The organism is Sphingomonas sp. 10B4 (assembly GCF_035019905.1).
GTDB classification, from domain to species: Bacteria; Pseudomonadota; Alphaproteobacteria; order Sphingomonadales; family Sphingomonadaceae; genus Sphingomonas; species Sphingomonas glacialis.
Window position 1 is genome coordinate 1 of the sequence record NZ_JASJVC010000052.1, and the last position, 24,500, is coordinate 24,500.

The 24,500-nt window shown below is 66.0% G+C and carries 21 protein-coding genes; 5 read left to right on the forward strand and 16 right to left on the reverse strand.

What is annotated here, in order from left to right; translation table 11 throughout:
* Positions 1-57 precede the first annotated feature (57 nt).
* Complete coding sequence (locus tag QN347_RS20985; protein ID WP_416194490.1) at positions 58-189, reverse strand: AAA family ATPase; 132 nt, start codon at positions 187-189, stop codon at positions 58-60.
* A gap of 133 nt (positions 190-322) precedes the next feature.
* Positions 323-3,202: an excinuclease ABC subunit UvrA gene (uvrA, locus tag QN347_RS14085; protein ID WP_322162570.1), complete on the reverse strand. Its 2,880-nt coding sequence runs from the start codon at positions 3,200-3,202 to the stop codon at positions 323-325.
* 100 nt (positions 3,203-3,302) lie between these two features.
* Here uvrA and QN347_RS14090 point away from each other — a divergent pair, with 100 nt between their 5' ends.
* A complete protein-coding gene (locus QN347_RS14090; protein ID WP_323494073.1) occupies positions 3,303-4,112 on the forward strand; it encodes an energy transducer TonB in 810 nt (269 codons plus the stop codon).
* Positions 4,113-4,154: 42 nt separating this feature from the next.
* Here the strand turns inward: QN347_RS14090 and QN347_RS14095 are convergent, their stop codons facing one another.
* Both QN347_RS14095 and QN347_RS14100 read right to left on the reverse strand, forming a co-directional pair.
* On the reverse strand, positions 4,155-4,784 hold the full coding sequence (locus QN347_RS14095) for a trimeric intracellular cation channel family protein (RefSeq protein WP_322162568.1): 630 nt from the start codon (positions 4,782-4,784) through the stop codon (positions 4,155-4,157).
* 70 nt (positions 4,785-4,854) lie between these two features.
* Positions 4,855-5,139, reverse strand: coding sequence for a hypothetical protein (locus tag QN347_RS14100; RefSeq protein WP_322162567.1), 285 nt, complete (start codon positions 5,137-5,139; stop codon positions 4,855-4,857).
* A 126-nt stretch (positions 5,140-5,265) separates the two neighbouring features.
* On the opposite strand from QN347_RS14100, the gene QN347_RS14105 reads away from it, so the two are divergent.
* The gene (locus QN347_RS14105) at positions 5,266-5,913 is read left to right on the forward strand and encodes a YoaK family protein (protein ID WP_322162565.1); all 648 of its coding nucleotides are present in this window, start codon (positions 5,266-5,268) and stop codon (positions 5,911-5,913) included.
* Positions 5,914-6,191: 278 nt separating this feature from the next.
* Here QN347_RS14105 and lpdA read toward each other — a convergent pair whose 3' ends face one another.
* The 11 genes from lpdA to sdhC form a co-directional block, all read right to left on the reverse strand.
* Positions 6,192-7,598: a dihydrolipoyl dehydrogenase gene (gene lpdA / locus QN347_RS14110; protein WP_133186478.1), complete on the reverse strand. Its 1,407-nt coding sequence runs from the start codon at positions 7,596-7,598 to the stop codon at positions 6,192-6,194.
* 117 nt (positions 7,599-7,715) lie between these two features.
* Positions 7,716-8,972, reverse strand: coding sequence for a 2-oxoglutarate dehydrogenase complex dihydrolipoyllysine-residue succinyltransferase (odhB, locus tag QN347_RS14115; RefSeq protein WP_189675818.1), 1,257 nt, complete (start codon positions 8,970-8,972; stop codon positions 7,716-7,718).
* A gap of 114 nt (positions 8,973-9,086) precedes the next feature.
* Positions 9,087-12,026, reverse strand: coding sequence for a 2-oxoglutarate dehydrogenase E1 component (locus QN347_RS14120; RefSeq protein ID WP_322162563.1), 2,940 nt, complete (start codon positions 12,024-12,026; stop codon positions 9,087-9,089).
* Positions 12,027-12,177: 151 nt separating this feature from the next.
* Positions 12,178-13,062 (reverse strand): succinate--CoA ligase subunit alpha, encoded by an 885-nt coding sequence (gene sucD, locus QN347_RS14125; RefSeq protein WP_010183864.1) that lies wholly within the window; start codon positions 13,060-13,062, stop codon positions 12,178-12,180.
* A 60-nt stretch (positions 13,063-13,122) separates the two neighbouring features.
* The gene (mdh, locus tag QN347_RS14130) at positions 13,123-14,085 is read right to left on the reverse strand and encodes a malate dehydrogenase (protein WP_133186470.1); all 963 of its coding nucleotides are present in this window, start codon (positions 14,083-14,085) and stop codon (positions 13,123-13,125) included.
* A 204-nt stretch (positions 14,086-14,289) separates the two neighbouring features.
* Entirely contained in the window at positions 14,290-15,399 is a 1,110-nt protein-coding gene (gene zapE, locus QN347_RS14135) for a cell division protein ZapE (RefSeq protein WP_322162561.1), read from the reverse strand.
* Between the two features lie 194 nt (positions 15,400-15,593).
* Entirely contained in the window at positions 15,594-16,379 is a 786-nt protein-coding gene (locus QN347_RS14140; protein ID WP_133186466.1) for a succinate dehydrogenase iron-sulfur subunit, read from the reverse strand.
* A gap of 183 nt (positions 16,380-16,562) precedes the next feature.
* Positions 16,563-17,123 carry an ATP-dependent Clp protease proteolytic subunit gene (locus QN347_RS14145; protein ID WP_322162559.1) on the reverse strand — a complete coding sequence of 187 codons (561 nt, stop codon included), beginning with the start codon at positions 17,121-17,123 and terminating at the stop codon, positions 16,563-16,565.
* Between the two features lie 123 nt (positions 17,124-17,246).
* Positions 17,247-19,049, reverse strand: coding sequence for a succinate dehydrogenase flavoprotein subunit (gene sdhA / locus QN347_RS14150; protein ID WP_322162558.1), 1,803 nt, complete (start codon positions 19,047-19,049; stop codon positions 17,247-17,249).
* Positions 19,042-19,440, reverse strand: a complete 399-nt coding sequence (gene sdhD / locus QN347_RS14155; RefSeq protein ID WP_322162557.1) for a succinate dehydrogenase, hydrophobic membrane anchor protein — start codon at positions 19,438-19,440, stop codon at positions 19,042-19,044. Before sdhD ends, sdhA begins: the two co-directional genes overlap by 8 nt.
* Position 19,441: 1 nt before the next feature.
* Positions 19,442-19,852, reverse strand: a complete 411-nt coding sequence (gene sdhC / locus QN347_RS14160) for a succinate dehydrogenase, cytochrome b556 subunit (protein WP_133186454.1) — start codon at positions 19,850-19,852, stop codon at positions 19,442-19,444.
* Between the two features lie 248 nt (positions 19,853-20,100).
* Here sdhC and QN347_RS14165 point away from each other — a divergent pair, with 248 nt between their 5' ends.
* From QN347_RS14165 to QN347_RS14175, 3 genes are all read left to right on the forward strand, one after another.
* The gene (locus QN347_RS14165) at positions 20,101-21,474 is read left to right on the forward strand and encodes a methyl-accepting chemotaxis protein (RefSeq protein WP_322164182.1); all 1,374 of its coding nucleotides are present in this window, start codon (positions 20,101-20,103) and stop codon (positions 21,472-21,474) included.
* The gene (locus QN347_RS14170) at positions 21,465-22,844 is read left to right on the forward strand and encodes a methyl-accepting chemotaxis protein (protein WP_322162555.1); all 1,380 of its coding nucleotides are present in this window, start codon (positions 21,465-21,467) and stop codon (positions 22,842-22,844) included. Before QN347_RS14165 ends, QN347_RS14170 begins: the two co-directional genes overlap by 10 nt.
* A gap of 78 nt (positions 22,845-22,922) precedes the next feature.
* The gene (locus QN347_RS14175) at positions 22,923-23,621 is read left to right on the forward strand and encodes an SDR family NAD(P)-dependent oxidoreductase (protein ID WP_189675823.1); all 699 of its coding nucleotides are present in this window, start codon (positions 22,923-22,925) and stop codon (positions 23,619-23,621) included.
* On the opposite strand, the gene QN347_RS14180 is transcribed toward QN347_RS14175, so the two are convergent.
* Positions 23,618-24,199, reverse strand: coding sequence for a nucleotidyltransferase family protein (locus tag QN347_RS14180; RefSeq protein WP_322162553.1), 582 nt, complete (start codon positions 24,197-24,199; stop codon positions 23,618-23,620). The two genes, QN347_RS14175 and QN347_RS14180, sit on opposite strands and share 4 nt — an antisense overlap.
* Positions 24,200-24,500: the final 301 nt, after the last annotated feature.

Genomic DNA, 24,500 nt, shown 5'->3' on the forward strand with positions numbered 1-24,500 from the left:
GCCTCGATCCAGCTCTTTGCACGCCGCATCGCAAGACTATGATATCACCCCGAATAATTATGAATCAGACTCTAAGAGGTTCGACTTTCCGGCGGCATTTGCTCCAAGAAGGTACGTTGTGTCTGCAAGCGGCACATCCGCATCACGAAAATTTCGCCAATTCTTTAATATGAGATTCTTAACGATCATTTCGTGCCACCAATGAGAGCTTTAAATCACCAAAGGCAGATACACCGCCACCAAAATAGGCACAACTTCACCCCGCCCAGTGCGTGCCACGGTACTCCCCAAGCGCATAGATGTAGCGGGCAAAAATCCTCATCTACCTCCCCAACAACGGCGCCAAATACTTCCCCGTAAAACTCCCCTTCGCCTTCGCCACAACCTCAGGCGTCCCCTGCGCGACGATCTCGCCGCCCTTCACGCCGCCCTCGGGCCCAAGGTCGAGCACCCAATCCGCGGTCTTGATGACGTCGAGATTATGCTCGATCACCACCACCGTATTGCCCTGCTCGACCAGCTGGTGGAGCACTTCGAGCAGCTTGCGCACGTCCTCGAAATGCAGCCCCGTCGTCGGCTCGTCCAGAATATACAGCGTCTGCCCGGTGGCGCGGCGCGACAGTTCTTTGGCGAGCTTGACGCGCTGCGCCTCGCCGCCCGACAGCGTCGTCGCCTGCTGGCCGACCTTGACGTAGCCGAGGCCCACTTCCTGCAGCATCGCCATCTTGTCGCGGATCGGCGGGACCGCCTTGAAGAATTCGACCGCATCCTCGACCGTCATGTCGAGCACGTCGGCGATGCTCTTGCCCTTGAACTTCACCTCGAGCGTCTCGCGATTGTAGCGCTCGCCGTGGCAGACGTCGCACGTCACATAGACGTCGGGGAGGAAGTGCATCTCGATCTTGAGCAGCCCGTCGCCCTGGCACGCCTCGCAGCGGCCGCCCTTGACGTTGAAGCTGAAGCGCCCAGGCTTGTAGCCGCGGGCGAGGCTTTCGGGGAGGCCGGCGAACCAGTCGCGGATCTGGGTGAAGCTGCCGGTATAGGTCGCCGGGTTCGAGCGCGGGGTGCGGCCGATCGGCGACTGGTCGATGTCGATGACCTTGTCGAGATATTGCAGGCCGGTGATCTTGTCGTGCTTGCCCTGGACGATGCGCGCGCCGTTGAGCGTGCGCGAGGCGGCGGCGAACAGCGTGTCGATCGTGAAGCTCGACTTGCCCGACCCCGAGACGCCGGTGATGCAGGTGAAGGTGCCGAGCGGGAGGCTCGCCGTCACGCCCTTGAGGTTGTTGGCGGTGGCGTTGTGGACGGTGATCTTCTTGCCGTTGCCTTTGCGCCGGGTCTTGGGGACGGCGACTTCGCGCCTCCCTGAGAGATAATCGGCGGTGATGCTGTTCTCATTGGCGAGGACTTCCTCGAAGGTCCCTTGCGCGACGATATGGCCGCCGTGGACGCCGGCGCCCGGCCCCATGTCGATGACATAGTCGGCGGTGCGGATCGCGTCCTCGTCATGCTCGACGACGAGCACTGTGTTGCCGAGATCGCGCAGCCGGCGAAGCGTCTTGAGCAGCATGTCGTTGTCGCGCTGGTGCAGGCCGATCGAGGGCTCGTCGAGCACGTAGAGCACGCCCGACAGGCCGCTGCCGATCTGCGACGCGAGGCGGATGCGCTGCGATTCGCCGCCCGACAGCGTGCCCGAGGTGCGGTCGAGGTTGAGATAATCGAGCCCGACATTGTTGAGGAAGCCGATCCGCTCGAGGATCTCCTTGAGGATGCGCTCGGCGATCGCGTTCTGCTGGTCGCCGAGCTGGCTCGGGACCTGCTCGAACCAGGCGAGCGCGTCGACCACCGACAGGCGCGTGACGCTGGAGATGTCGCGCATGCCGATCTTGACCGCGAGCGCCTCGGGCTTGAGGCGCGCGCCCTTGCAGACTTCGCACGCGGCGGACGACTGGTACTTGCTCAGTTCCTCGCGCATCCACGCGCTCTCGGTCGAGAGCATCCGGCGGTTGAGGTTGCCGATCACGCCCTCGAACGGCTTCTTGACGTCGTACGACTTCTTGCCGTCGATGAAGGTCAGCGTGACCGCCTTGCCCTTGGTGCCGTAGAGGATCGTGTCGCGCGCGGTTTCGGGCAAGTCTTCCCACGGCGTGTCGAGCTCGAACTTGAACTCGCGCGCGAGGCTGCCGAGCACCTGCATGTAATACGGCGACGGCGGGTTGGACTTGGCCCAGGGCACGACCGCGCCCTTCTTGATGCTGAGCGCATGGTTGGGAACGACGAGCTCCTCGTCGAACAGCATCTTTTCGCCGAGGCCATCGCACGCCGGGCACGCACCCTGCGGCGCGTTAAACGAGAAGAGCCGCGGCTCGATCTCGGCGATGGTGAAGCCCGAGACCGGGCAAGCGAACTTTTCGCTGAACACGATGCGGCCGGGGGGCGCGTTGTCGCCGAGCACTTCGTTCTTGGGGGTGTGCGGCTCGACCGGGTCGGCGGGGTCGACATAGGCCAGCCCGTCGGCGAGCTTCAGCGCGGCCTCGAAGCTTTCCGCCAGGCGCGTCGCGATGTCGGGGCCGATGACGAGGCGGTCGACGACGACCTCGAGGTCATGCTTGTACTTCTTGTCGATCGCGGGGGCTTCGTCGATCTCGTATATCTCGCCGTCAATGCGGACGCGGGTGAAGCCGGCCTTCTGCCACTCGAGCAGTTCCTTCTTATACTCGCCCTTGCGGCCGCGCACGACGGGGGCGAGCAGATAGAGGCGCGTGCCCTCGGGCAGCGCCATCACGCGGTCGACCATCTGGCTGACGGTCTGCGCGGCGATCGGCTCGCCGGTCGCGGGGGAATACGGGATCCCGACGCGCGCCCACAGCAGGCGCATGTAGTCGTAGATCTCGGTGACGGTCGCCACGGTCGAGCGCGGGTTGCGGCTGGTCGTCTTCTGCTCGATCGAGATCGCGGGGCTGAGGCCCTCGATGTGATCGACATCGGGCTTCTGCATCAGCTCGAGGAACTGCCGCGCATAGGCGCTGAGCGACTCTACATAGCGCCGTTGGCCCTCGGCGTAGATCGTGTCGAAGGCGAGGCTCGACTTGCCGCTGCCCGACAGCCCGGTGATGACCGTCAGCGTATCGCGCGGGATATCGACCGAGACGTCCTTGAGATTGTGCTCGCGCGCGCCGCGCACGGAAATATGAGTCAGCATGGGAGCGGTTTGTTCCAGATTTGTTCGGATGGCGCAAGCGACCGGTTGCAGGGGCGAGATGGGGCGTTAAACTCGCAACGACAAGGTTTGGGGGCAAGCGATGAAGACGATGCTGATTGCGGCGCTGCTCGCGCTCGGGGGTCCCGCGCCCGCCGACGTGCCATTGCAGCCGACCGGCAAATGGACGGTCGAATATGCCGATGCGGCGTGCATCCTGTCGCGCGACTATGGTCCAAGCAATGCGCGAACGGCGCTCGGCATCAATCCTTCGCCGCTTGCTTCAGGCCTCGAAGTCGTAACCGTCACGCCAGGCGCGAAGACGACGCGATACCGTCCGATGAAAGGCACGCTCACGCTTCAACCGTCGGGCCGGACGATCGACAGCGATATCTCGGTTTACGAGATCAAGGAGAAGAACCAGACCATTACGACCCTGACGACCGAGGGGGATGTCGCAACCGAGCTCCTGCGCTCATCATCCTTGTCCGTCACCTTGGCGAATGGATCGCGTACAGCGTTTGCCGTACCGGGGATGACGGGGGCAGCGGGTGCGCTAAAGGCATGCCAGGACGATCTGCTTCACCAGTGGGGGATCGACCCGGCAGAGCGCGATTTGCCGTCGCTGGCGAACGGTAGTGCATCGCCTGCACAGTGGATCACAAATGACGATTATCCCTCATCGGCCGTGGGGGCTGGAATACAGGGTACTTCGACCATCGTCTGGACCATACGGACCGACGGCAAGGTCGGCGATTGTCGGGTCGTCCAGTCGAGCGGATCAAAAGCGTTGGACGACGCGTCCTGCAGCGCGATCAGCAAGCGCGGCCGGTATCAGCCCCCGCTCGGGGTCGATGGAAAACCACAGGTGCGGCACGCCATGCGCAAAATCGTCTGGCGCCTGCCGTATTAGCGTTAGGCGCCGCGCGCGCCGCTCGGGCGCCTCGAAAATCCGTCAGGTCTTGCCATAAGCTGGTAACGCCAGCCGCCAGCGGATTGCCGCCGCCCGCAGGGCAAAACCGCACGCAGCGGCGATCGGCGCGGCGAGGCTTGGCGAGATGCCCGCGCTCACCAGCACGACATACGACCCCGACGCCAGCGCCGCCGCGGTCACATACAATTCCGGCCGCATCAAGATCGACGGCTCGCCCGCGAGCACGTCACGGATCACCCCGCCGATGCACGCCGTCACCACGCCCATCAGCGCCGCCGGCACCGGCGGGATGCCGAATGCGAGCGCCTTCGCCGCGCCGAACACGGCATAGGCGGCCAAGCCCACCGCATCGAGCCAGTCGAGCGCAGTGCCCTTCCACCAGCGCTCGGGCGTCGTCCAGACCAGCACCGCGACCGCGAGGCAGATCCCCGCGACGAAGCGATCATGCACCCAGAACACCGGCGCGCCGATCAGCAGGTCGCGCACTGATCCGCCGCCGACCCCGGTGATCAGCGCGAAAAAGGTGGCGGTGACGAGCGTCTGGCGATGGCGAATTGCGGCGAGCGCACCGGTAATCGCGAACACGGCGATCCCGAACAGATCGAGCCAGGGCAGCGCGGAGCCGAATTGCCAGGGAAATTGCGAGGGCATCGCAGCGCTCTACCCGCGCAAGGCGCGCGAGGGAATGCGGCGCGCGACACCGGGTCGCGCGCCGCAGCGATCAGCGGACGGCCGCCGCTTCGTTGGCGACGACTTCGCCGCGCTGTTCGGGCGTCATCGCGCTTGCGTTGACATCGGCGGCGCGGATCGCGTCGGCGCGGTCTTCGCCGGTCTTGCGCTCCTGCTTGGCCTGCTCCTCGAGGTCCTTGGCGTTGGCCTCCATCGCGTCGGCGCGGTTGTCGGCAGCCTTCTCGACTTGCTTGGCGAGCTTGCCGTCGCCATTGCCGCCGCATGCGGCGAGCGGGAGTGCGACCAGCGCCAGCGCCGCGATCATCGTCTTTTTCATCGGTAACCCCTGTTGGACACGTACCGTGATGGTACGCGCGGGAAAACCGCCGTGCGCGCGGATCGTTCCACCTGCGCAGCGAGCGCGACGCTGGCATCGGCGCGGGGCATCGGGCATGGTCGCGCGATGCGACGGTATCAGCGCTCCACCCTCCTCTTTGCAGCGTGCCTCACCGGGTTGGCGGGGTTCGTCGATGCGCTGGCCTATTCGAGCATGGGCGGCTTCTTCGCTTCGTTCATGAGCGGCAATACGACGCGGCTCGGCGTGTCGCTCGCCACCGGGGCGAGCAACGACGCGCGGATCGGGGCCGGGTTGATTTTGAGCTTCGTCAGCGGCGTGGTGGCGGCGGCGATCATCGGACGTTCGCGGCCGCACCATCAGCGCGTCGCGGTGATGGCGCTGGTCACGCTGCTGCTCGGCGGCGCGGCGCTGTTTGCGCCGTATCATCCGGTCATCGTGCCGCTGCTGCTGCTGGCGACCGCGATGGGGGCGGAGAACGGCGTGTTCACGCGCGATGGCGAGGTCAGCATCGGGCTGACGTACATGACCGGCGCGCTGGTGCGGATCGGCCAGGGGCTTGCCGCCGCGCTGATGGGCGAAGGACCACGCTGGGACTGGGCGCGCTATCTTGGGTTGTGGCTGGGGTTCGGCGCGGGGGTGATCACGGGCGCGCGGTGTTATGCGGCGTACGGGACCGGCGCGCTGTGGATCGCGGCGGGGGCGGCGGCGGTGCTGACGATTGGGGCGCGGGCTACGCAGCGCGATACGGCGTAAGGGCGCGCGCCGACCGAGCAGATGCAACCGAGCCGTTCCCCGGCGAAGGCCGGGGCCCAGTCGTGCTGGAGGCGACGATCGCGCGACACCGCTCGCTTACCTCCGCCCTTGCTATTGGGCCCCGGCCTTCGCCGGGGAACGGGGGTGTGGCCGGTTGGCTTCCTGGTTGGCAGCGGCGTGGCAAAGCCACGCCGTCGGTCGGCGCTTCGGGCGCCGCCGGCCGGTCTGATCGCGGCGGGGCCGCGCCGTAGCTTTGCTACGGCTTGGCGCGATCAGACTCAGACGTGTATCGCCTTCCCTCTCACCGCCATCGCCGCTTCCTTCATCGCCTCGCTATGCGTCGGATGCGCATGGCAGGTGTAGGCGATGTCCTCGCTCGTCGCGCCCATCTCCATGCCAAGCGCAGCCTCGGCGATCATCGTGCCCGCGGGCACCGCGATCGCCCAGACGCCGAGCACGCGGTCGGACTTGGCATCGGCGATGATCTTCACGAAGCCGTCGGGATCATGATTGGTCTTGGCGCGGCTGTTGCCCGCCATCGGGAACTTGCCGACCTTGATCTCGCCGCCGTTCTTCGTCGCCTGCTCGCGCGCGACTTCCTCGGTGAGGCCGACGCCGGCGATCTCGGGCCAGGTGTAGACGACGCTCGGGATGACCGCGTGGTTCACGATGCCGGTGTGGCCCGCGATGTTCTCGGCGACCGCAATGCCTTCGTCCTCGGCCTTGTGCGCGAGCATCGGGCCCGGAATCACGTCGCCGATCGCCCATACGCCGGGGACGCTCGTCTGGAAGCGGTGGTCGGTGTCGATCTGGCCGCGCGGGTTGGTCGAGAGACCCGCGTTCTCGAGCGCGAGGCCGTCGGTGTTGGGACGGCGGCCGATCGACACGAGCACGCAATCCGCCTCGATCGTCTCGGCTGGGCCGCCGGCCGACGGCTCGACGGTGAGCGTCGCCTTGTCGCCGTTGACCGTCACGCCGGTGACCTTGGTCGAGAGCTTGAACTCGATGCCCTGCTTCTTGAAGACCTTGTTCGATTCCTTGCGGATATCGCCGTCGAAGCCAGGGAGGATCTGGTCGAGATATTCGACGCAGGTGACACGTGCGCCGAGCCGGCGCCACACGCTGCCGAGCTCGAGCCCGATCACGCCGCCGCCGATCACGACCATATGCTCGGGCACCTTGTCGAGCTCGAGCGCGCCGGTCGAATCGACGATGATCTTCTGGTCGACGGTGACGCCCGGCAGCGGGGTGACCGACGAGCCCGTCGCGATGACGATGTCCTTGGCGGTGACGGTCTGCTCGCCGACCTGGACGGTGTGCGCATCGACGAACGCGCCGCGGCCCTTGAGCCAGGTGACCTTGTTCTTCTTGAACAGGAAAGCGATGCCGCCGGTCAGCTGGTTGACCGCGTCGCGCCGCTGCGCGTGCATCTGCGGAAGGTCGAGCTCGGGCGTGACCTTAATGCCGAGCTTGGCCATCGTGCCGTTGGCGGCGGCGTCGAAATACTCGCTCGCGTGGAGCAGCGCCTTCGACGGGATGCAGCCGACGTTGAGGCAAGTGCCGCCTAACGTCTCGCGCGATTCGACGCAGGCGGTGCGCAGGCCCAGCTGGGCGGCGCGGATCGCCGCGACGTACCCGCCGGGGCCCGAGCCGATGATGAGGACGTCGTAATCGTAGTCAGCCATGTGTCACTCCGTTCGCCCCGAGCTTGCCGAGGGGCTGCCTTCTCTTCCGTCCGACAGACAAGGACAGTGCTTCGACAAGCTCGGCACGAACGGAATATGGGTAGGTGCGATCCGATATTACAGGTCGATCAGGATCCGCGTCGGGTCTTCGATCGCATTCTTGAGCGCGACGAGGAACGTCACCGCTTCGCGACCGTCGATCAGGCGGTGATCGTAGCTCAAAGCGAGGTACATCATCGGGCGGATCACAATCTGGCCGTTCACGACGACCGCGCGGTCCTCGATGCGGTGCAGGCCGAGCACGGCGGCCTGCGGCGGGTTGATGATCGGGGTCGACATCAGCGAGCCGAACACGCCGCCGTTCGAGATGGTGAAGGTACCGCCCTTCATTTCGTCCATCTTGAGCGTGCCGTCCTTGGCGCGCTTGCCGAAATCGCCGATCGTCTTCTCGACCTGCGCGACCGACATCTGATCGGCATCGCGCACCACCGGCACGACGAGCCCGCCGGGCGACGACACCGCGACCGAGATATCGGCATAATCGTGATAGACGATTTCATCGCCCTCGATCGAAGCGTTAACGCTGGGGATGTCCTTGAGCGCGAGGCAGGCCGCCTTCACGAAGAAGCCCATGAAGCCGAGGCGGACGCCGTGCTTCTTCTCGAACAGATCCTTGTACTTGGCGCGCGCTTCGATGACCGCGGTCATGTCGACGTCGTTGAAGGTCGTCAGCAGCGCGGCGGTGTTCTGCGCTTCCTTGAGGCGCTTGGCGATCGTCTGGCGCAGGCGCGTCATGCGGACGCGCTCTTCCTTGCGGCCGGTCGACGCGGCAACCGAAGCCGAGACGGGCGGTGCGGCGGCGGGTGCCGGGGCGGGCGCCGGGGTCGAGGCGGCAGCGGCGGCGACGTCGTCCTTGGTCAGGCGGCCATCCTTGCCGGTGCCCTTGACGGTCGCGGGGTCGACTCCGTGCTCGAGCACCGCGCGGCGGACCGACGGCGAAAGCGCGGCGGGGGTGTCGCGCGGGTCGGAGGCAGGCGCCTGCTGGCCGGCGGTCGCGGCGGGCGATGCCTGGGCCTCAGCCGCGGGCGACTGGAGCACGGCGGGCTGCGGCGCGGCAGCGGTGGCGGGCGCGCCCTCGCCTGCGTCGATCGTCGCGATCATGGCGCCGACGAGGACGGTGTCACCGACCTGCACCGCGTGCTGGCCCATCACGCCGGCGACGGGCGACGGGACTTCGACCGAGACCTTGTCGGTCTCGAGGCTGGCGATCGGCTCGTCGACCGCGACCTTGTCGCCGGGCTGCTTGAGCCATTCGCCGAGCGTCGCTTCGGTGATCGATTCACCGAGTACCGGTACTGTGACTTCGGTTGCCATATCAGCCTCTTTTCTCTTCCCCGGCGAAGGCCGGGGCCCAGGTGCGCAACGCTTGCCGATCAAGCGAACCGCGAAATTACGAATGCCCGGCTGCTCGCGCAGCCGGGGTAACGATCAAACCTTGCGTGTCCGGCGAATTTCCTCGCGGACGCTGTGCCCGAGCGCATCGGCGACGAGCGCCGCCTGCTCGGTCTGGTGCCGCTTCATCAGGCCCGTTGCCGGCGAGGCCGAGGCCGCACGCCCGGCATAGCGCGCACGCTGCACCGTGCCGCCCGCTTCGATGAGGCATTCCTCGATGAACGGATCGACGAACGTCCACGCGCCGTTGTTCTTCGGCTCTTCCTGCGCCCACACCACCGTTTCGAGGTTGGGCATGCGCTTCAGGCGCTCGACCAGCGGCTCACCCGGGAAGGGATAGAGCTGCTCGACGCGGACGATCGCCGTGTTCTGGTCGCCCGCGGCGTCGCGCGCTTCCATCAAATCGTAGGCGACCTTGCCGGTGCACAGCACGAGGCGCTTCACGTCCGCATCGGCGGGCGCCGAAGGATCGCTCAGCATGCGCTGGAAGTGGCTGTCGCCGATGAAGTCCGCGGTCTTCGACACCGCCAGCTTGTGCCGCAGCAATGACTTCGGCGTGAAGATGATCAAGGGCTTGCGGAACGAGCGGTGCATCTGCCGGCGCAGCAGGTGGAAATAGTTGGCCGGCGTGGTGCAGTTGGCGACCTGGATATTGTCCTGCGCGCAGAGCTGCAGGAAGCGCTCAACGCGGGCGGACGAATGCTCCGGCCCCTGCCCTTCATAGCCATGCGGCAGCAGCATCACGAGGCCGTTGGCGCGAAGCCACTTGGCCTCTCCGCTCGCGATGAACTGGTCGATCATGATCTGCGCGCCGTTCATGAAGTCGCCGAACTGCGCCTCCCACAGCACCAGCGTCTTCGGATCGGCGAGCGCATAGCCGTACTCGAACCCGAGCACGCCATATTCGCTCAGCGGCGAGTCGAGCACTTCGAAGCGGCCATGCTCGACGGTCGAGAGCGGGCGATACTTGTCCTCGTTGGTCTGATCGACCCACACCGCATGGCGCTGCGAGAAAGTGCCGCGGCCCGAATCCTGGCCCGACAGGCGGACGCCATAGCCTTCCGAGAGCAGCGAGCCGAATGCGAGCGCTTCGCCGGTCGCCCAGTCGAAATTCTCGCCGGTCTTGAACATCGCCCGCTTGGCGTCGAGCACGCGGTTGAGCGTCTTGTGGACGGTCAGCCCCTCGGGGATCGTCGTCAGCGTGCGGCCGAGCGAGTCGAACAATTTCTGCTCGATGCCCGTCTCGACGTTGCGGCGCGCGCTTTCCGAATCGGCGGGCGAGTGCAGCCCCGACCAGCGACCGGCGAACCAGTCCGCCTTATTGGGCTTGTAGGTCGCGCCAGCTTCGAACTCGCCTTCGAGCAGCGTCGTGAACTGCGCGATATTGGCGTCGATCCACGCGCGGTCGATCACCTTCTGCTCGATCAGCTTGGCGCCATAGATTTCGCTGACCGGCTGATGCTTGCGGATCACGTCGTACATCAGCGGCTGCGTGAAGGACGGCTCATCGCCCTCGTTGTGACCGTTGCGGCGATAGCACCACATGTCAATCACCACGTCGCGGTGGAACTTCTGGCGATATTCGATCGCCATCTTGGTGGCGAAGGTCACCGCCTCGGGATCGTCGCCGTTGACGTGGAAGATCGGCGCCTGGACGCCCTTGGCGACGTCCGACGGATATGGCGACGAACGCGCGAATTGCGGCGACGTCGTGAAGCCGACCTGATTGTTGATGATGAAGTGGACGCAGCCGCCGGTGTTGTAACCGCGGATGCCGGAGAAGCCGAGGCACTCCCAGACGATCCCCTGTCCCGCGAACGCCGCGTCGCCGTGGATGAGGACGGGGAGCGATGCCTTATGCTCGTCGAGATCGCCCGCGATCGTCTGGATCGCGCGCGTCTTGCCGAGCACGACGGGGTCTTCCGCCTCGAGGTGCGACGGGTTGGCGACCAGCGACATATGGACGCTGATCCCGTCGAACTCGCGGTCGGTCGAGGTGCCGAGGTGGTACTTCACGTCGCCCGAACCCGCGACATCGTCGGGATTGTCCGACCCGCCGCCGAATTCGTGGAAGATGATGCGGAAGGGCTTGGCCATCACGTTGGTGAGGACGTTCAACCGGCCGCGATGCGCCATGCCGAAGACGATATCGTTGATGCCGAGCGCGCCGCCATATTTGATGACCGACTCGAGCGCCGGGATCATGCTTTCGCCGCCATCGAGGCCGAAGCGCTTGGTGCCGACATACTTCTTGCCGCAGAAGCGTTCCCACTGCTCGGCTTCGATCACCTTGTTGAGGATCGCCTTCTTGCCGAGATCGGTGAACTCGATCGCCTTGTCCTTGCCTTCCATGCGGTCCTGCAGGAAGCGACGCTCTTCGACGTCGGCGATATGCATGTATTCGAGGCCAACATTGCCGCAATAGTTGGTGCGCAGCGTGTCGACGAGCTCGCGGATCGTCGCCCATTCGAGCCCCATCGCGCCGCCGAGATAGACCTTGCGGTCGATATCGGCGTCGGAGAAGCCGTGATATTCTGTCTTGAGATCATCGGGCATGTCGCGCGTCGACAGGCCGAGCGGATCGAGATTGGCGGCGAGATGGCCGCGCACGCGGTAGGTGCGGATCAGCATCATCGCGCGGATCGAATCGCTCGCGGCGCGCAGGATCGCGTCCTGCGAGGGCGCCGGGGCAGCCGCCGCGGCGGGAGCTGGCTTGGCGCCACCGCGCGCGGGCTTGGGCGCGGGCTCCATCTGAGTCGGGTCGAGCGCCGAGGTGAGATCGTCGGTCGAGGAAAGCGGCCAGTTCGCCTGCTGCCACGAAGCGCCTTCGGTCGAGCCTTCGAGGCCTTCGAACCAGGAGCGCCACGACGGCTCGACGCTGTCGGGCGACGCCTTGAACCGCGCATAGAGCGACTCGATGAAGGCGGGGCTTACGCTGCCCGCAACATCCGCGAAATCCTGGCCTTCAATGCCCATGTGCCTTCACCTCTACTTCCCCTCTCCCAGCGGGAGAGGGAGGGGCCCACCCGCGACAGCGGGTGGGAGGGTGAGGGCAGCCCAATCTGCTAGCCTGCCCTCATCCGGCCCTGACGGGCCACCTTCTCCCACAGGGAGAAGGATTTGTCGTTCAACCGTTCAGCACTGCCAGCAAGGTGGTGCCCAGTTCCGAGGGGCTGTCCGCAACGCGGATACCCGCCGCTTCCATCGCCGCGATCTTGTCCTCGGCGCCGCCCTGGCCGCCCGAGACGATCGCCCCGGCATGGCCCATGCGACGACCCGGAGGCGCCGTGCGGCCCGCGATGAAGCCGGCCATCGGCTTCGAGCGACCGCGCTTGGCTTCGTCGCGCAGGAACTGCGCGGCTTCCTCTTCGGCCGACCCGCCGATTTCGCCGATCATGATGATCGACTTGGTCTCGTCGTCGGCGAGGAACAGCTCGAGCACGTCGATGAAGTTCGTGCCGTTGACCGGATCGCCACCGATGCCGACCGCAGTCGTCTGACCAAGGCCTGCGTTCGACGTCTGGAACACCGCCTCATAGGTGAGCGTGCCTGAACGGCTGACAACGCCGACCGAACCCTTGCGGAAGATGCTGCCGGGCATGATGCCGATCTTGCACTCACCCGGCGTCAGCACGCCCGGGCAGTTCGGGCCGATCAGCCGCGACTTGGAACCCGACAGCGCGCGCTTGACGCGGACCATGTCGAGCACCGGAATCCCTTCCGTGATCGTGACGATCAGCGGAACCTGTGCGTCGATCGCCTCGAGGATCGAGTCGGCCGCGAAGGGGGGCGGAACGTAGATGACGGACGCGGTCGCGCCGGTCTTGGCGACGGCCTCGGCGACGGTGTCGTACACCGGCAGATCGAGGTGGGTGGTGCCGCCCTTGCCGGGCGTCACGCCGCCAACCATCTGCGTGCCGTATTCGAGCGCCGCCTTGGTGTGGAAGCTGCCGGTCTCACCGGTCATGCCCTGGGTGATGACCTTGGTGTTCTTGTCGACGAGAATGCTCATGCAGCGTTCTTCCTGTTGGGAGAAAGCGGTGGTGCGCTGATCGCACCACCGGCAGAAAAATCAGTTGAGCGACCCGTCGATCGCCTTGCACGCGACCAGCAGTTCCTTGACCGCGTCGACCGAGACCGAGAGGTTGCCCTTGGCTTCGTCGTCGAGTGCGATCTCGACGATCTGCTCGACGCCGCCCGCACCGATCACCACCGGAACGCCGACATAGAGATTGTCGATGCCGTACTGGCCGGTGAGGTGCGCCGCTGCCGGGAGGACGCGCTTCTGGTCGTAGAGATAGGCTTCGGCCATCGCGATGCCGCTGGTGGCGGGCGCATAATAGGCCGAGCCGGTCTTGAGCAGCGCGACGATCTCGCCGCCGCCGCCGCGCGTGCGCTTGACGATGGCGTCGATCTTCTCCTGGGTCGAACGGCCCATCGCGATCAGATCGGGGACGGGGATGCCCGAGACGGTCGAATACTGGATAACCGGGACCATCGTGTCGCCATGCCCGCCGAGCACGAAGCTGGTGACGTCCTTGACCGAAACCTCGAATTCCTCTGCGAGGAAGTGGCTGAAGCGCGCCGAGTCGAGCACGCCGGCCATGCCGACCACCATGTGATGCGGCAGCCCCGAGAATTCGCGCAGCGCCCACACCATCGCGTCGAGCGGGTTGGTGATGCAGATGACGAACGCGTCGGGGGCATTGGCGGCGATGCCCTCGCCGACGGCCTTCATCACCTTCAGGTTGATACCGAGCAGATCGTCGCGGCTCATGCCGGGCTTGCGCGCGACACCAGCGGTGACGATGATCACGTCGGCGCCGGCGATGTCCTTGTAATCGTTGGTACCGGTGACCTTGGCGTCGAAGCCCTCGACCGGCGAACACTGGCTGAGATCGAGCGCCTTGCCCTGCGGCACGCCTTCGACCACGTCGAACAGCACGACGTCGCCCAGACCCTTGAGCGCTGCGAGGTGCGCGAGCGTGCCACCGATGTTACCGGCGCCGATCAGCGCGATCTTCTTGCGAGCCATCTGGGATCCTTCCGACTATCGCCCGCATCCGGGCGTTGTGATTGGGGCCGCGGACGCGCGGCGGGGCAGATGGCGCGCGGCTTAGGCCGGTTTGCGCCTCGGGGCAACCGTAAAGGCGACGGGGTTAACAAGCAGTATTGCGACTAATTCGCAAGTGCAATTAGGGAGGCTTACACTCTGTACCTAGGATGAACGCGACAGCGCTCAGTCGGTGCCATGGCCTTGCGCGAGATACGCTTCTGAACGCATTTCTTCCAGGCGGCTGATCGTGCGTTCGAACTCGAAACGGCCATCCCCCGCTTCGTAGAGCAGCGCGGGCTCGGCTTGGGCGGCGGCGAGCAGTTTGACCTTATGTTCGTACAGCGCATCGATCAAAGCGACGAATCGCGCCGCCTCGTTGCGCATGTCGGGGCCGAGCTTGGGGATGCCGACGAGGATCACGGTGTGGAAGCGCCGCGCGATCGCGATGTAGTCGGCGGCGCCGCGCGCCTCGCCGCACAGCCGCTTGAAGCTGAACACGGCAACACCCTTGAGCGCCTTGGGAACGTGGAGCGTGCGGCCCTGGACGATCATCTCTTCGGAGGGAACGTGGGCGCGGTCCTCGACCGGGAAATCGGTGAGGCGGAAAAAGTCGCCCGAGAGCGTCGCGGTCGCCTGCGGGCCGTTGGGAACGAGCCAGGTGTCGACCTGCCCCAGGCGATCGCGGCGATAATCGGTCGGGCCGTTGAGCGCGAGCACGTCGAGCTTTTGCTCGATCAGCGCGATGAACGGCAGGAAGTGCTCGCGGTTGAGGCCGTTCTTGTAGAGATCGGCGGGCGGGCGGTTCGAAGTGGTCACCACCGTCACGCCCTCGTCGAGCAAATGCGTGAACAGCCGCGAGAGGATCATCGCGTCTGGGCTGTTGGTGACCATCATCTCGTCGAACGCGAGCAGTCGCGTTTCCTCGGCGAAGGTTCTGGCGAGCGGCGGGATCGGGTCGCCGAGTTCCTTGGCACGCTCGACGGCGAGGCGCTGGTGCACTTCGAGCATGAATTCGGCGAAATGGACGCGGCGCTTGCGGCGGATGTCGAGACTGTCGAAGAACAGGTCCATCAGCATCGACTTGCCGCGACCGACCCCGCCCCAGATGTAGAGCCCGCGGGGTGGCTCAGGCTTGCGGCCGAGCACGCGCCACAGCGTGGAGCCGCGTTTTGGGGTGGCCTGGAGCGCGGTCGCGAGATCGGCGAGGCGCTGGGCGGCGGCGGCTTGCTCGGGATCGGGTTTCAGCTCGCCCGAAGCGAGGAGCGCGGCGTAGCGCTTGAGGATGTCGGTCATTCCGTAACGCACCTCACATGGATTCCCACGGAGCTGCAGTTACCGCGAGGTGACCCCTCAAATCCTTCTCCCGGTGGGAGAAGCTGGCGCGAAGCGCCGGGTGAGGGTGCTGCGCGATATCGGCTGCGTCACCCTCACCCTTCCCACGCCGTTGGCGGGGCCCCTTCCCTCGGCCGGAGGGAGCGGGAGAAAAATCAAACGACGCGTTCGATTTCCATCTTCTTAATCTCGGCGATCGCCTTGGCGGGGTTGAGACCCTTGGGGCAGACGTTCGCGCAGTTCATGATCGTGTGGCAGCGATACAGGCGGAACGGATCCTCGAGCTCGTCCAAACGCTCGCCGGTCATCTCGTCGCGGCTGTCGGCGAGCCAGCGATAGGCTTGCAACAGGATCGCCGGCCCCAGGAACTTGTCCGAATTCCACCAATAGCTCGGGCACGCCGTCGAGCAGCACGCGCACAGGATGCACTCGTACAGCCCGTCGAGCTTCTCGCGCTCGGCCGGCGACTGGAGCCGCTCCTTGCCCGAGGGCGGCGGGGTGACGGTCTGCAGCCACGGCTTGATCGAGCTGTACTGCGCATAGAAGTGCGTGAAATCGGGGACGAGATCCTTGATCACTTCCATGTGCGGCAGCGGCGTGATGCGGATCTCGCCCTTCACGTCCTCGATCGCCTTGGTGCAAGCGAGCGTGTTGGTGCCATCGATGTTCATCGCGCACGACCCGCAAATGCCCTCGCGGCACGAACGGCGGAAGGTGAGCGACGAATCCTGCTCGGACTTCATCTTGATCAGCGCGTCGAGAACCATCGGGCCGCACGAGTCGAGATCGACCTCGAACGTATCGTAATGCGGGTTCTGGCCGGCATCGGGATCGTAGCGATAGATCTTGAAGTTCTTGATCCGAGTCGCGTCCGATGCCGCTTTGTGCACCGTGCCGGTCTTCTTGATCTTCGAATTGGCGGGAAGGGAGAATTCGGCCATCGCTGTCTCGTTTCCGTGATGCGTAGCGCCCAAGAGCGCCGGGTTTGCGACCGCTCGTACACAGAGTGAGCGCGGGCCGCAAACCCTAGCTCTGCATTGCAGCATGCAATTGAAAGAGGGTGGGCAATTTGTCCCAGCCGCGGCATCGCTCTCGCGCGCGCTGAAAGGGTGGGGAGCAAGCCCTCAGATCACGTCGAGCACCAGCCCGAGATCGCGCGCCTGCTCGGCCTCGATATACCAGTTCGACGGCGCCTTCTCGCGCAGTTCCTCGAAATCGACCTGGCTGTCCTTGACGATCGCGCGGAAGCCCTCTTCCTCGATCTCGATCGAATGCTCGACCTCGTGGAGCGCCGCCTTGATCGACGCGACGACCATCCGCAGCGGTCCGTCGAGCGTGATCGTCTTCGAGATCTTGCGCTCGTGGATCATCAGCCGCGTGTGCCGCGTGAGGAACCGGCGCTCGACCGGGAACGCCGCCATGAAGGTCGCGCCTGCCGAATAGACCGCGACCTTACCGAGGAACAGGATCTCGCGCCCGTCATGCTCGTCGAGCAAGCGGATATCGTCGGCCATCGTCCGCGCGACCTCAGGGTCGCCGCCGAGCGTCGTCAGCGCGATGACGATCGTCCCCTCCTCCGGGCAGGCGTCGAGCTGCTGGCGGAAGTTGGTGTACATCAGCTGGTCGACCGGACCCGACAGGCGGATGTGCGGATTGGCGAGCAAGGGGTAGCGGGTGGCTGTCATGCCCGCGCCAACCGGCGAAGCGGGGCCTGGTTCCAGCGCCACCGCAACATCCGAAATTTTCAGCCGGGTTCGATCGGCTGCCGGGGCGGCATGGCGGGGGCGTGGACTGCCCCCGCCACGCTATCAATACACCCGCTTCTTCGGCTTGATGTACTCGGCCTCGTCGGTGAGCGTGTAATCGTGGACCGGGCGATAGCCGATCTCGACCTTGCCGCCCACGCCGCCCCAGCCCGCGAAGGTCGCGGTGGTGTGCTTCATCCAGTTCGCGTCGTCGCGATCGGGATGATCCTCGTTGACATGCGCGCCGCGCGATTCCTTGCGGTTCGCCGCCGACTGCATCGTCACCATCGACTGCGCGAGCAGATTGTCGAGCTCGAGCGTCTCGACCAGATCGGTGTTCCAGATCAGCGAGCGATCCGTGACCGCGACGTCATTGAGCTTGGCGTAGGTCGCCTTGATCTGCTCGACGCCCTCGTTCAGCAGCTCGTTGTCGCGGAACACGGCACAGTTCTTCTGCATCGTGCGCTGCATCTCGAGCCGGATCTGCGCGGTCGGGATCGTGCCCGTCGCGTTGCGGAAGCGATCGAGGCGGCTGAGCGACAGCTCTTCCGACCCCTTGGGCAGCGGCTGGTGCGGCGTGTTGGGCTTGAGGATATCCTTGATCCGCAGCCCCGTCGCACGGCCGAACACGACCAGATCGATCAGCGAGTTCGAGCCCAAGCGGTTGGCGCCGTGAACCGAGACGCACGCCGCCTCGCCCACCGCGAACAGGCCGGGGACGACCGCATCGGGGTTGCCATCCTTCATATGGACGACTTCGCCGTGATAATTGGTCGGGATGCCGCCCATGTTGTAATGCACCGTCGGCGTGACCGGCAGCGGCTGGCGCGTCAGGTCGACGCCGGCGAAGATCTTGCCGGTCTCGGTGATGCCCGGCAGGCGCTCGGCGAGCACCTTGGGGTCGATATGGTCGAGATGGAGCCAGATATGGTCGCCATTCTTGCCGACGCCGCGACCCTCGCGCATTTCGAGCGCCATCGAGCGCGACACGACGTCGCGCGACGCGAGATCCTTCGCCGAGGGTGCATAGCGCTCCATGAAGCGCTCGCCCTCGGAATTGGTGAGATACCCGCCCTCGCCGCGCGCGCCTTCGGTGATGAGCACGCCCGCGCCGTAGATGCCGGTCGGATGGAACTGGACGAACTCCATGTCCTGCAGCGGGAGCCCCGCGCGCAGCACCATCGCATTGCCGTCGCCGGTGCAGGTGTGCGCCGACGTCGCCGAATAATAGCAGCGACCATAGCCACCCGTCGCGAGCACGACATTGTGCGAGCGGAACCGGTGGATCGAGCCGTCGTCCATGCACAGAGCGATCACGCCGCGGCACACGCCGTCTTCCATGATCAGGTCGAGCGCGAAATATTCGATGTAGAAGTCGGCGTCATACTTCAGGCTCTGCTGGTAGAGCGCGTGGAGCATGGCGTGGCCGGTACGATCGGCGGCAGCGGCGGTGCGCTGGACCGGAGGCCCCTCGCCCATGTTCTGCATGTGACCGCCGAACGGACGCTGGTAGATCGTGCCATTCTCGTTGCGGCTGAACGGCACACCGGCGTGCTCGAGTTCATAGACCGCCGCCGGTGCTTCGCGCACCATATACTCGATCGCGTCCTGGTCGCCGAGCCAGTCCGACCCCTTGACGGTGTCGAACATGTGCCACGTCCAATGGTCGGGGCTGTTGTTGCCGAGCGACGCGGCGATACCGCCCTGCGCCGCCACGGTGTGGCTGCGCGTCGGGAACACCTTGGTGATGCACGCGGTTTTCAGCCCGCTTTCGGCGATCCCCATCGTGGCACGAAGGCCGGACCCGCCGGCACCGACGACGACGGCGTCGTAGGTATGATCGATAATCTTATATGCCTCAGACATGCGGCACTCCGGTGGTGGCGGTGAACGCGACCTTGAGGATCGCAAAAAGGGCGACGGCGCCGCTGCCGAAGGTGAAGAAGTTGAGCAGCAGCATCAAAGCAACCCGGCTGGCGCCGTGTTGGTAGTCCTCGATCAGCACCTGCAGCCCGAGCCGGAAGTGATAGAAGACCGAGAGGATCAGCAGCACCAGCGGGATCGCCGCCCAGGGCGAGCCGAGCCAGGTGTGGACCGAGTCGTAATCGTAGACCGGCAGGCGGACGAGCGCGACGAAGAACCACAAGGTGAGAAACAGGTTCGATCCGGCGGTGACGCGTTGCGCCCACCAATGGTGTGCGCCTTCCTTGGCGCTGCCGAGACCGCGGACGCGGCCGAGTTCGGTTCCGTTACCCATCTTACTTGACCCCCACGATATAGGCCCAGACGAGCACGGTTGCCACCACCGCGAAGACCATCGTCGCGATCGAGCCCGAGCGATTGATCTTCAACTCGTAACCGGCGCCGGCATCGAGGAAGAAGTGGCGGATGCCGGTCGCCATGTGCTGGAAGAAGCACAGCGTCATGCCGATGGCGAACAGGTAGCCGAGCGCACCGCCGGCAACTTCGCCGAACACATGGTAGAAAGTGTGATAGCTCTCGCGCCCCGCCGCGATCGCGGCGAGCCACCAGACGAGCACGACGGTGCCGACGGTCGCCATACCGTCGCCGGTAATGCGGTGGAGGATCGAGACCACCATGTGCGGACCGGGTTTCCAGATCGACAGATGCGGACTGAGCGGTCGGGCGCGGGGTGTTGGGCTGGCCAAGGCTAGGACGTCCTCGTCATATTGGGTTGTGGCTCCTTTAGTCGGCAAGCGCTGCGATGCAAGGTTTCTGGCATGCCACGCACATGCAGCAATTGCAGCTGGGCACTTTGCCCAAGGGCCTGAGCAGGCCGCACGCAGGGCTTACCGAGCGTTAACCAAATCGCGTTAAGCCATCGGGTGACCGCCGACCAGTAGCGTACAGCCCATGGCTGCGGCAGATACGGAGCTTCGCCTTGAACCCCACTGCATTGCCTGCCCCCGGTACGGTCGCCGCGACCATCGATATCCGGGCGCGCCTGCGCGCCTTCGATTTCGACAATACGCTGGAAGCCGCCGCGCGCGACGTGTGGAGCGTCCTCGAGGCTGATGCCGCCGAGATCGCGCTGGCGTTCTGGGCGCAATGGCGCCGGGCGAGCCCGGGCGAAAAGAGCTGGCAGCCGCACGAAGAAACCAAGATGATCGAGCTTGGCGTGACCTTCCTGCGCAATCGCTTCTGCGACGTTTCGGGGCGTGCCTGGATCGAGTCGATGGAGCGATCGGTCGCGTCGGGCTACAAGGAGGGCGTGTCGACGATGGCGTTGCTGTCGATGACCTGCGCGAGCGACCGCGCCGCGCTCGATATCCTGTTCAAACGCGTCAAGGGCGACGACCCGCGCCTGCCGGGCTTCATCGATACGCTGATGCGGCTGACCGGGCTCGAAGCCGAGATCACCGTCGAAATCTACAACGCCTTCCGCCTCAACAGCGCGCAGGGCGAGCGCGACCGACTCGCCACCGAATTCCGCGAGCGCATCGCCGCGACGGTCGAGGAAGCGACGCAGGAATCCGAAGTGCTGCGCGGCCAGTCGGTCCGCACCTCGACGTCCGCGCGCGGCATGCTCGGCAAGACGAGCGAAGTCGCCGCCGCCGCCGAGCAATCGGCGATGGCGATGCGCGAGGCGGCGCAGACCGCTGCCGGGCTGATCCGCGCGATCGAGGATGCGCGCTCCGAAGTCGAAGCCGCCGCCGAGATCGCGACACGCGCCTCGACCCAGGCAAGCGCTGCGGTCGGCATGTCGGAAACGCTCAGCGACCATGCCAAGTCGATCGAATCGATCCTCGGGCTCATCCGCGACATCGCCGGGCAGACCAATTTGCTCGCGCTCAACGCAACGATCGAGGCGGCGCGCGCCGGCGATTCGGGGCGTGGCTTCGCGGTCGTCGCGCAAGAGGTGAAGTCCTTGGCCAACCAGACCGCGCGCGCAACCGACGACATCGCCGCCAAGATCGCCGCGATCCAGTCGGCGACGCGCTCGACCGTCGCGACCAACGCCTCGATCAAATCGACCGTCGCCGAGGTCCAGGAAAGCGCCAACCGCATCCGCTATGCGATGGAGGCGCAAGCGCACACCGTCACCGCGATCACCGCCGCGGTCGACGAGACCGCGCTCGCCGCCGATTCGATGTCGAACACCATCACCGCGATCCGCGAGGACACCGAATCGGTTGCCTCCGAGATCGACAGCGTCGGGCGCGGCTTCGATTCGCTCGACCACAAGCTGGGGACTTTAAAGAACCGCGCGAGCGACTTCGTCGCAAAAGTCGCGGCGCAAACCGGGAACGAGGAACTGAGATGGCAGTAAGCGACGCGCTTGTAGGCGCGATCCCGGGTGGGTGGAGCGGCGAACACCGCACCGCCGCCGCCCGTGTCGCCGACTATGATTGGGACGGCAGCATCCGCGCGTGCGCGGCGGAGATCACGCAGGCGATCGCCGGACACGAAGCCGAAATCTCGCGTGCTTTCTGGGAGCATTATCTCTCGCTGCCGGTGAGCGCGCACATCCGCTCGCAATTCACCGCGGACTATCTCGACACGCGAGTCGACAACAGCGCGCGCTACACCCGCGTCAAATATGCCGCGCCGTACGAGGATGACTGGATGCGAATGGCGACGCGCCATGCCGCATCGTCGCAAAAGGCGGGCGTGCCGTTGCAAGCACTGCTCTCGTCGTTGAGCTTTGCGCATACCCGCACGCTGGTCGCGATCGAAGCCAAGCTCGGCAGCGGGTCGTCGCGGATCGGCGCGCTCGCCGATTGCGTCCAGCGGCTCGCGCTCGTCGAGGCCGATGTGATGGCGTCGTATCTCGGCGCGCACGATGCCGAACGCGCGCGCTCCGAACGGCGCACCCGCTCGGCCGATTTCAGCGCGACTATCGCCAGCTCGATCGAGGGTGCCGCCGCGCTCGGCAACCGCATTCGCGTCCAGGCACAAGGCGCATCGCGCGCGGCGCGCGGGATGCTCGGCCAGACGAGCGAAGTCGCCGCTGCGGCCGAACAGTCGGCGATGGCAATGCGCGAAGCCGCGCAGACTGCCGCTGGCCTCATTCGCGCGATCGAGGATGCGCGCAGCGAAGTCGAAGCCGCCGCCGAAATCGCAACGCGCGCCTCGACCCAGGCGACGACGGCGGTCGGCATGTCGGAGACGCTCAGCGATCACGCCAAGTCGATCGAATCGATCCTCGGCCTGATTCGCGACATTGCCGGACAGACCAATCTGCTCGCGCTCAACGCGACGATCGAGGCGGCGCGCGCGGGCGATGCCGGCCGTGGTTTCGCGGTGGTCGCGCAGGAGGTGAAGACCCTCGCCAACCAGACCGCGCGTGCGACCGACGACATCGCCGCCAAGATCGCCGCGATCCAGTCGGCAACGCGCTCGACGGTCGAGACCAACGCCTCGATCAAATCGACCGTCGTCGAGGTCCAGGAAAGCGCCAACCGCATCCGGTTCGCAATGCAGGCGCAAGCGCAGACCGTCACCGCGATCACCGCGGCAGTCGACGAAACCGCGCTCGCCGCCGATTCGATGTCGGGGACGATCACCGCGATCCGGGCGGGCACCGAGCGAGTCGCGGGCGAGATCGACACGCTCGAACGCGAGTTCGGCACCGTCGATGATCGGCTGGGCGAGCTGAAAGGCGCGGCCGACACCTTCTCGGCGAGCGTGGCGGCCTGACCTCCTCCCGTCTCTCCCATCCTTGAAAGGGAGGGGAGGCCCGTAGCGCTTGGGCGAACGGCCCGCTAAACACCGCCCATGACCAACATCCTCCTCACCGGTTCATCGCGCGGGATCGGTGCCGCCACGCTCACCGCGCTCGAAGCGGCGGGCGCCACCGTCATCGGCCAGGGCACCCGCTCGGGCATCCCCGCCGACTTCGCCGATCCTGCCGCACCGCGCGCCTTGTGGGATGCAGCACTCGCGCGCTGCGACGGGCGGATCGACGTGCTGATCAACAATGCCGGGGTGTTCGAAGCGAACCCGATCGAGTCCGACGATGCCGTGTGGGTCGAGCAGTGGGAGCGCACGCTGCGGATCAACCTGACCGCCTCGGCCGAACTCTGCCGCTTCGCGGTGCGCCACTGGCAGGAGCGCGGCGTCGGCGGGCGGATCGTCAACATCGCCAGCCGCGCGGCCTATCGCGGCGATTCGCCCGCGCATTGGCATTATGCCGCATCGAAGGCCGGGATGGTCGCGATGACCAAGTCGATCGCGCGCGGCTATGCCCGTAACGGGATCCTCGCGTTCGCGATCTGCCCGGGCTTCACGATGACGGGGATGGCCGAGGATTATCTCGAGAGCCGCGGCGGCGACGCGCTGCTCGCCGACATTCCGCTCGGGCGCGTCGCGATGCCCGAGGAAGTCGCCGAGGCCGCGCGCTTCCTCGCGCTGACCGCGCCGGCGTCGATGACGGGCGCGGTGCTCGATATCAACGGCGCGAGCTACGTCCGTTAGCGCAGCGCGCGCAGCCGCTCGAGATCCTCGGGCCGGTCGATGTCGAGCAGCTCCGCCTCGGGCGCGATGACGTGGCGCCCCGCGCGGACCATCGCGCGCGCGCCTTCGTCGCCCGCCAGTTCGAGCAACGCCGGAAGCCGCGCTGCGCCGAACAGCGCGGGCGGGCTCGTCTGGACGCCGTTGCTCGAGGCGATCACGGCATTCTCGCCATCACCGTCGACCGCGTCGGCGAGGCGATAGATGTGCGACGCGGTCACGCGCGGCATGTCCGCCAGCGCGATCACCGCGCCGGCACAGCCGAGCTCGATCGCCGCGCGCACGCCGAGCTTGACCGATCCCGCCATGCCGTCGCCGGGGTCGGCATTGTGGAGCACGGTGTAGCCGCGATTGCCGAAATCGAGCGCGGTGTTCGAACAGACCGCAAAGCGCGCCTTGAACGGCACATCCTCGAGCGCGGTGACGACGTGGAAGGCGAGCGGCTTGCCGAGAAAGTCCTGCTGCAACTTGTCGGCATCGCCAAAGCGTTCGGACCGCCCCGCGGCGAGCAGGATCAGCACATAGTCGTCGATCGCGATCATCTCGGTTCTCCGGCGCGGCAGCTCCCCGCCCGCGCCATCAACGCGCGCCGTCGCCGATATGGTCCGCACAGCGCTGCGCTATCGAGGCTTTTCGCGTGGCGCGCTATCGTCAAACTGTCATCGTCTTGCCCCATGCGGGCGGACACGACGCTGCCAAGAGGATTTTTACGACGATGACGCATTCGAGCACCGCCAAGGCCGCCCAGACAGTCGCGGCGCTGTTGCTGTCGCTGGCGTCGAGCGCGGCGATCGCGCAGACTGGCGCGATGACGATCGGCGCGGCTGTCTCTTATACACATCT